Below are 2,620 nucleotides of genomic sequence, written 5' to 3' on the forward strand. Positions count from 1 at the left end.
TGCTTGCACTTGAACTACAAATAAGAAAGCGAGAATAATATATAATTTTTTCATTTTAATTAATTAGTTAATTAGTTTTCTCTATTTAAATATACCCAAGATGTTTTGGTTTTGTTTCCTTGATATTCCATTACGTAGAAATAAGTTCCTACTGGTAATTCATCGCCACTATCAGACTGACCATACCAATCATTGGTATAATTAGTTTTAGAGTATACTTTAATACCGTATCTGTTAAAGATTTGTAAGTTATCTACATCATATCCAGATAGGTCAAAATTATCATTTTTACCATCATTATTAGGAGATATACCTTGAGGTATAAAACAGGTAATACTTTCTACTAACAGCTCGTTATACACAACACAACCTAATTCGTTAGTAACTTCAACAACATAATTGTATGCAGTTCCTGACATTGGAGGAGTAAAAATACTTGCATCTATAACAAATACATTATCACCAACAGTATTAGTTTGTAAAACAGAATCCATATCATCATATAATACATATGTTGCAGTACTAGCATCATAACTACCATTTGCTGGGTTAATAGTTAACTCATAAATAGCACCATTACATTCACCTACTACGCTAAACTCGAAATCATCTTGAGTAAGTAATTCTTGAGTACTCGTTGTATTACAAATTCCAGGGGTAGTATATTCTATAAAATAGCTTGTATTTTGTAAAGCGCCAGTAACTTCTCCTGTTACAGAATCAATTACAGCACCATCTGTTACTGCTGGGTTAAAGGCAAATGTTCCGCCGGTATCTCCAGTAATTACCACAGTACCTCCCATACATCCAGGTACTACTGTAAACGAAGCATCATCTGCATCTAAAACAGTAAGCACTTGTGTATTTGCTGTTGGACAGATATTATTAGTGCTATAAACAATTGTATAACTTACGCCTGGTGTCCCACCGGTAACGGTACCTGTAGTAGGATCTATAGTTGCACCATCTGTAGGTGCTGCATCGAAAGAAAATATACCTCCTGTAATTCCAGTAACCTCTGCTGTACCTCCATCACAAGTTGCTGTCATAGTAAAGCTAGCATCATCTGCATCTAAAACAGTGAGTTCTTGAGTGCTTGTAGCAGAACAAATACCTTCTGTAGTGTAAGTCACGAAATATGTTTCACCTGCAGTACCACCAGTAACTGTTCCTGTTGTAGCATCTATAGTTGCACCATCTGTAGGTGCTGTTTCAAAAGTAAACACACCACCTATAGTACCTGTAATTTCTGCAGTTCCTCCATCACAAGTTGCATCCAAAGTAAACGTAGCATCATCACTAGTTAAAAGTGTAATATTTTGATTTGTAATTGCGGCACATAAATAACTAGGTGTATATTGAACACCGTACGTCAATCCTGGTGTACCGTTTGTAATTTCACCAGTGGTTGCATCTATAATAGCACCATCTGTAGGAATAGGACTAAAAGAAAATTCACCACCAGTATCACCAGTTAAAATAGCTGTTGCCGAATCACAAGCTGGGGTATATGCTAAAGTATAATCTGAAGAACAAGCTTCTAATAACAAATCATCCATAGCAAAATCATTTCCTTGACCTCCTGCAACATTGTTTATAATTTGAAAATGAACAGTACTAGTTGTAGAGATAAAAAGATCGGATGTCCAAAACTCCCAACCAGGATAACTAGCATAAGGAATGTCTCCTGTCCACGTAAACAATACATTGGCGTTCTCATCGAGAATATTATAAGTCATGTTACATTGTGCCCCTCCATATCTAGTAGACATCCACATAGATAATTTAAGAGGTGTATTTTCACAAACAACAAACTCTCTATCATAAATAATATTTCCCGAGTCAACACCATTTATAATATTCAAATAAATTCCGTAATCACCATTATAAGCACCATGCGTGCTAGGGTAACCAGAAGAATAGGAATTATCTGTTTGAATTGCAGGATCAAAATTTTGATGTTCAAAATCATCGAATTCTATGGTCTGCCAAGTGTTAGAGCAACTTAATTGGGCGCTAGTGGTTTTTGAATAGAATAAAATGCAAATTAAAATTAAATTATAGAATATAAATCTCATAAAGCAGCAAAAAGAGGATTAGATTAGTTTTTTAGGTTTTTGTATAAAAAAAAGCAAATATATGTTTTTGCCTAAAAATAACAGCTCTTTTCGTTAAAAGCTTGCGTTTTATGCATAATATTTGTGACATTAGTAATATTTTAATCTGTCAATAATAAAACAATATTATTTCTTTACTATTTTGAAAATACAACTACATTCATTTTCTTTTAAAAGTAGTAAAATTCAAACATAAAGTCTAATTCAAAAGACTAGTGTAGGTTTATTAAGAAGGATTTTAAAACACAATGAAGTTTCTCCGATACAAGTTTATTTATAATGTTTCAAATTTTAAAACAACTATCCCGATATCATTCAAAAACAAACTAGGAGATTTTATTAACACAACAATTGTGTACTACTAGTCCTTGGCATAGAAAAAGCCTTACTTTAAAAAGTAAGGCTTTATTTTATACCCTTTTGCACTCTTGATAGTTAAGATACTAATCAACAAGTATTATTATAAAAAAACCACCTCTTTCTTATTAAGAAAAGGTGGTTTT

The 2,620-nt window shown here is 32.8% G+C and carries 1 protein-coding gene; it reads right to left on the bottom strand.

Features of this window, described 5'->3' with window-relative positions:
• Positions 1-71: 71 nt before the first annotated feature.
• Entirely contained in the window at positions 72-2,078 is a 2,007-nt protein-coding gene (locus KO494_RS12150; RefSeq protein WP_215967886.1) for a gliding motility-associated C-terminal domain-containing protein, read from the bottom strand.
• Between the last annotated feature and the right edge of the window lie 542 nt (positions 2,079-2,620).

This window comes from Lacinutrix sp. C3R15, from assembly GCF_018860825.1.
Classification (GTDB): domain Bacteria; phylum Bacteroidota; class Bacteroidia; order Flavobacteriales; family Flavobacteriaceae; genus Oceanihabitans.